The sequence below is a fragment of the Cellulomonas sp. P4_B5_2 genome, assembly GCF_056402235.1.
The window spans coordinates 1-4,988 of record NZ_JBFUHU010000283.1 but is presented as its reverse complement, the minus strand read 5'-3'; the positions used below and the strand labels follow the sequence as shown (position 1 = coordinate 4,988).

Below are 4,988 nucleotides of genomic sequence, written 5' to 3'. Positions count from 1 at the left end.
CCTTCCACTGGTACGTGCGGCGCCGGTCGGTGTACCCGGACTCCTCGTACGTGCGGAACGTGCCGACGTTGGTGACGCAGCCGCCGGGGAAGCGCAGGAAGGACGGGTCGAGCGCGGCGATCTTCTCCGCGAGGTCCTTGCGCAGCACGGACGTGCCGTTCACCGGTCCGACCCACGTGTCCTGCGGGAACAGGGACACCTGGTCGAGGTGGAGCGTGGAGGCCGCGCCGGCCAGGACGACGAACCGCCCCGCGTCGGTGGTGGCGCTCGCGGTCAGCGTGACCTCGTACTTCTTCCAGACGTCCGACCCGTCGACGTCGACGGTGCCGGACGCGACAGTCTCCGTACCGTTCTCGACGGCCAGGGTCAGCTCCTGCGACGTGGTGGTGCGGACCCAGATGCTCGCGTCGTAGGACGCCCCGTCCTTGACCGCGACCCCGGAGTTGTAGCTCGCGTTGCGGATCCCGTCGCCCGCCGCGGCCGCCACCAGCACGGCCCGGGTGCGGTTGGTCGCGTTGAGCCGGCCGTCGTCGTCGACCACGGAGACCGTGGTCCCGGCGCCGCTGCGGTCGAGGACGTCCCAGGCGGTCAGGCCGGTGAAGCTCGCGTTGTCCGACGCGGTGAACTCGAACGAGCGGTTGCGCACCAGCTCGGCGTAGAGACCGCCGTCGGCCGCGTAGTTGATGTCCTCGTAGAAGATCCCGTACAGCCGGTCGGAGATCTCCGCATCGGTCCCGTCGCCGTCGATCGCGATCGTCGTGCCCTCGGCGACCGCGAACGGCTCGAGGACGAACCCGGCGGCGTCGTCGACACTGCCCAGGACGAGGGCACCGTCGACGATCCCCACGCCCTGCGACCCGTCCGCGGTCGTGAGGTGCAGCCTGCCTCCGCCGGCCTCGGTGAGCCGCAGGGTCGTCGGGGAGTCGCCCAGCGCAAGGCGCCCGTCAGCCAGCACGGTGACGGCACGGTCTCCGACCGTGAGCGCCACACCGCCGGCCACCTCGGTCGCCTCCAGCACCAGGGGGTCGCCGGGCCGCTGCTCCGCGACGACGATCGCGTCGTCGGCTCCGGTCGTCAGGTGCGGCGCGGTCCCGGGTGCCCGCAGTGTGAACGGCCCGTCGGGCACCACGTCCTCGCCGGGGGAGGCCACCAGGGTGACGTCGTCGAACACGCCCGGGAACGTCGTGCCGTCCTGCGCACCGAGCGCGTAGAGGCCCACGTGCTCGATCGGGAACGTCACGTCGACGGAGTTCACGTCGACCCACGCGGCCGTCGGCTCGTCCCAGCGCGCGGTGGTCAGGGTGTCGCCCGTGCGGGTCAGCCGGAGGGTCTCGCCCGTCGATCCGGGGCGGTCCTCGAAGTGGTCGGCGGCGAAGATCGCCGCGGTCTCGATGTCGTTCTCGATCGCGATCCCCGACGGCGTGATCCCGCCGACGAACGTCAGGCCCGACCGCACGTAGTTGTCCAGGTCCTGGTAGGCGATGAGGCCGGCGCCCTGGAACGTCTTGGTGACGGACGCCTGCACGTCCACGGAGATCGAGAAGTCGCCGTCCGGGATGTCGAGCGTCATCACGTTGCGGGCGGAGTTGTTGCCCTGCCAGGTGTCGCCGGGCAGCGCGGTCAGCGTCAGCGCGCCGGGGTTCACCGTCAGCGACCGCGCCGTCGGCTCGTCGTTCACCGCGGTCCAGCGCGCGTTGAGCGTCGCCGAGTCGAAGGTGTCGGTCCACGCGCCGTCGGGGACGGGTGGGGCGGCGCTCGCGGGCGCGACGACGCCGGCGCCGAGCGGTACGGCGAGGGCGACGGCGAGGGCGGCTCGCAGCCCCAGGCGGCGGTGCGGACGGGTGTGGGTGCTCGGTCGCGACAGTACGACGGGCATGGCTGCCTCCCTGCGCGCACATCGTCGTGCGCCTCGCCCGGGACTCCGTCGCGCCCGATGTGAGCGCTAACATCCCGGTGGATGGCACGACCCTAGGGGGAAACGGACGTACCCGACAAGAGTTGTTTACAACGTTTACCGACCCGTCAGTGCGCGGGCTCGGCCTTCCGGCGCTTCGGGATCAGGTGCATGACGCCGAGCACCGCCGCGCCCACCACCAGCCCGACCAGCGCGGAGCCGAGCGTGTCGATCAGCCACGCGAGCAGCCCGCCGACGCCCGGGATGCCGTGCACGGCCTCCTCGAGGTGGTGCAGGAGGTCGATGGGGGCGTGCCAGCCCAGGTCGTCGACGCCCGCGAGGAGGATGTGCCCACCGACCCAGAGCATCGCGACGATCCCGACGGTGGACAGCACGGAGAGGACCTTCGGCATCGCCCGGACCAGACCGCGTCCGACCGCGGCGGCCGCGCCGTTGCGCCGCTCCGCGAGGTGCAGGCCGATGTCGTCCATCTTCACGATGAGCCCGACGACCCCGTAGACGAGCGCGGTGATCGCCAGCGCGACGACGGCCAGGATGATCGCGCGGGACAGGAACGGCTCGTCGGCCACCTCGTTGAGGGCGATCACCATGATCTCGGCCGACAGGATGAAGTCCGTGCGGATGGCGCCGCTCACCATCGACTTCTCGGTGGCCTCGCCCTGGGCGGCCGCCGGGGTCGACGTGTGCTCCTTGGCGTGCCCGCTGACCAGCTCCCAGATCTTCTCCGCGCCCTCGTAGGCGAGGTAGGTGCCGCCGACCATGAGGATCGGGGTGAGCAGCCACGGCAGGAACTGGCTGAGCAGCAGCGCGGCCGGGAGGATGAACAGCAGCTTGTTGCGCAGCGAGCCGACGGCGATCCGGCGCACGATCGGCAGCTCGCGATCGGGCGTGAACCCGTGCACGTAGCGGGGGGTCACGGCCGTGTCGTCGATGACGACGCCCGCGGCCTTGGCGCTCGCCCGGCCGGCCGCCGCGCCGACGTCGTCGACCGAGGCCGCGGCGAGCTTCGCCAGGGCGGCGATGTCGTCGAGAAGGGCCGCCAGACCGCCTGCCATCAGTTCTCCCTCGTCGTCGTGCGCTCGGGCGATCCTGGCACAGGCTCCCCGGATCGGCCGTCCGGTCTCAGTTGAGGCTGGCGTCCTCGGCGAACGTCGAGACGATGGCCAGGTCGCCGCCCTGGCGTCGCAGGACGCGCCGCCACAGCGTGGTCGGTTGCGGGGTGAGCAGGTCGTCGGGGACCGCGTCGACCACGAACCACGAGCGCTCTGCCAGCTCCGCCTCGAGCTGGCCGTCGCCCCAGCCGGCGTATCCCGCGAACACCCGGACCCCGCCCACGTGCGGGACCACCGACTCCGGGGCGGCGTCCAGGTCGACGAGGCCGAACCGACCCGTCATCCGGTCGACGTCGGGGGACAGGTCCGAGCCGTACGGGATCGTGACGACGCCCATGGCGGTGTCCAGTCCGACGGGTCCCCCGTGGAACAGCCTCGGCGGGTCGCTCACGTGGTCGTGCCACTCGGGCAGCACCGCGGCGACGTCCAGCGTCGACGGCCGGTTGAGCACGACGCCCACCGCGCCGGCCTCGCCGTGGTCGAGCAGCAGGATCACCGTCCGGTGGAAGGTCGGTTCGCGCAGGCTGGGGGTGGCGACGAGCAGCCGGCCGCGCAGCGCCGTGTCGTCTGGCATCTGGCCATCATCCCCGGTCACGGAGCTCCCGGCGCATGATCACGCGGGGTCGACCGCCGCTGTGCCCGGTCGTCTCGGCGGCCCGCGTGAACCCTGCGACCTCGAACAGCCGGCGCGTCCCCACGTACCCCGAGATGAGGTCGACGCGGTCGCCGCCGTCGATCTCCACYGGGTACCCCTCGACGACCTCCGCGCCGGACGTCCGGGCGTGCGCGACCGCGCCCTCGAGCAGCTCGTGCATCAGGCCGCGGCGCCGGAACGCCGGCCGGACCACGAAGCACACGATGCTCCACGCGTCGCGGTCGTCGACGAACGGGATGGTCYGCGAGTGCATCAGGCGGCGGTAGCTGCTCCGAGGGGCGACCGAGCACCAGCCGGCGGCCTCGCCGTCCACGTACGCGAGAACGCCGGGGCCGGGTTCCTGGGCGCACTCGTCGCGCATGTACTGCGCGCGTTCCTGGTTGGGCACCCGGCTGTCGCGGTACGCCATGCACCAGCAGCCCCCGCCGCCCGGCTTCTTCACGCCGACGACCTCGAAGAAGTCGTCGTACCGACCGAGCGCGGGGAGCACCTCGACGCTCATGGCGCCGTCACGGCCCGGAGGTCGGCGAGCGCCCCCTCGATGGTCGCGGCGAGCCCGTCGGGCGAGGCGTCGGTGACCCAGAGCTCGAACCCGGTCGTGAAGGCCGCCACACCGACCTGGGCGGCCAGCCCGGCGGCGGGGTCGGGGACGCCGCGGGCGCGCAGGGCCTCGGCCGCCGCAGTGGCCATGGTCGCGAGCTTCAGCAGCTCGCGTTCCTGGAGCGCCGGGGTCGCCGCGATCACGGCAGCCCGGCGCCGGGCGAAGTCCCGCCGTTCCTCCAGGAGCGCTCCTGCGCCGGCGAACACCCGGCCGACGACCTCGATCGGCGGCAGCCCGGCCGGTGCGGAGGCGATGGCATCGACCAGGTGCTGCTGGAGCGCGGCGGAGCCGTCGAACAGGACCTCGCGCTTGTCGGCGAAGTGCCGGAAGAAGGTGCGCTCGGTGACGCCGGCGCGCTCGGCGATGTCCTCGGCCGTCGTCTGCTCGAAGCCGCGCTCCGCGTACAGCTCCAAGGCGACGCGTGCCAAGCGACCGCGTGCGTCCGGCTCCCATCGACCCATGCGGACAAGTCTAGTGATGACAGCGACTGACATCCGGCGTACTGTCGTGATGACAGTTGCTGACATCAGTTCGAGGGAGTTCCCCATGCACGTGTTCGTCACCGGTGCATCCGGCTGGATCGGCTCCGCGGTCACCGCCGAGCTCCTCGCGGCGGGGCACCAGGTCACCGGTCTCGCCCGCTCGTCGGAGTCCGAGGCCGCGATCTCGGCCGCCGGTGCGTCCGCGCACCGCGGGAGCCTTGTC

General features: G+C 72.3%; 6 protein-coding genes. 1 reads left to right on the top strand and 5 read right to left on the bottom strand.

From position 1 onward, the window contains the following. The 5 genes from AC1DUQ_RS17510 to AC1DUQ_RS17490 form a co-directional block, all read right to left on the bottom strand. Positions 1-1,876, bottom strand: a 1,876-nt coding sequence (locus AC1DUQ_RS17510) for a carbohydrate binding domain-containing protein (protein WP_477074228.1), incomplete at its 3' end; no start/stop codon positions are given. Between the two features lie 146 nt (positions 1,877-2,022). Then, complete coding sequence (locus AC1DUQ_RS17505; RefSeq protein ID WP_477061115.1) at positions 2,023-2,970, bottom strand: DUF808 domain-containing protein; 948 nt, start codon at positions 2,968-2,970, stop codon at positions 2,023-2,025. A gap of 67 nt (positions 2,971-3,037) precedes the next feature. Next, a complete protein-coding gene (locus tag AC1DUQ_RS17500; RefSeq protein WP_477061116.1) occupies positions 3,038-3,601 on the bottom strand; it encodes a YqgE/AlgH family protein in 564 nt (187 codons plus the stop codon). Positions 3,602-3,608: 7 nt separating this feature from the next. Beyond that, positions 3,609-4,184, bottom strand: coding sequence for a GNAT family N-acetyltransferase (locus tag AC1DUQ_RS17495; protein ID WP_477074227.1), 576 nt, complete (start codon positions 4,182-4,184; stop codon positions 3,609-3,611). After that, the gene (locus tag AC1DUQ_RS17490) at positions 4,181-4,744 is read right to left on the bottom strand and encodes a TetR family transcriptional regulator (protein WP_477061118.1); all 564 of its coding nucleotides are present in this window, start codon (positions 4,742-4,744) and stop codon (positions 4,181-4,183) included. Before AC1DUQ_RS17490 ends, AC1DUQ_RS17495 begins: the two co-directional genes overlap by 4 nt. On the opposite strand from AC1DUQ_RS17490, the gene AC1DUQ_RS17485 reads away from it, so the two are divergent. Then, on the top strand, positions 4,647-4,988 hold a 342-nt coding region (locus tag AC1DUQ_RS17485), incomplete at its 3' end, for an NAD-dependent epimerase/dehydratase family protein (RefSeq protein ID WP_477074226.1). The genes AC1DUQ_RS17490 and AC1DUQ_RS17485 overlap by 98 nt on opposite strands.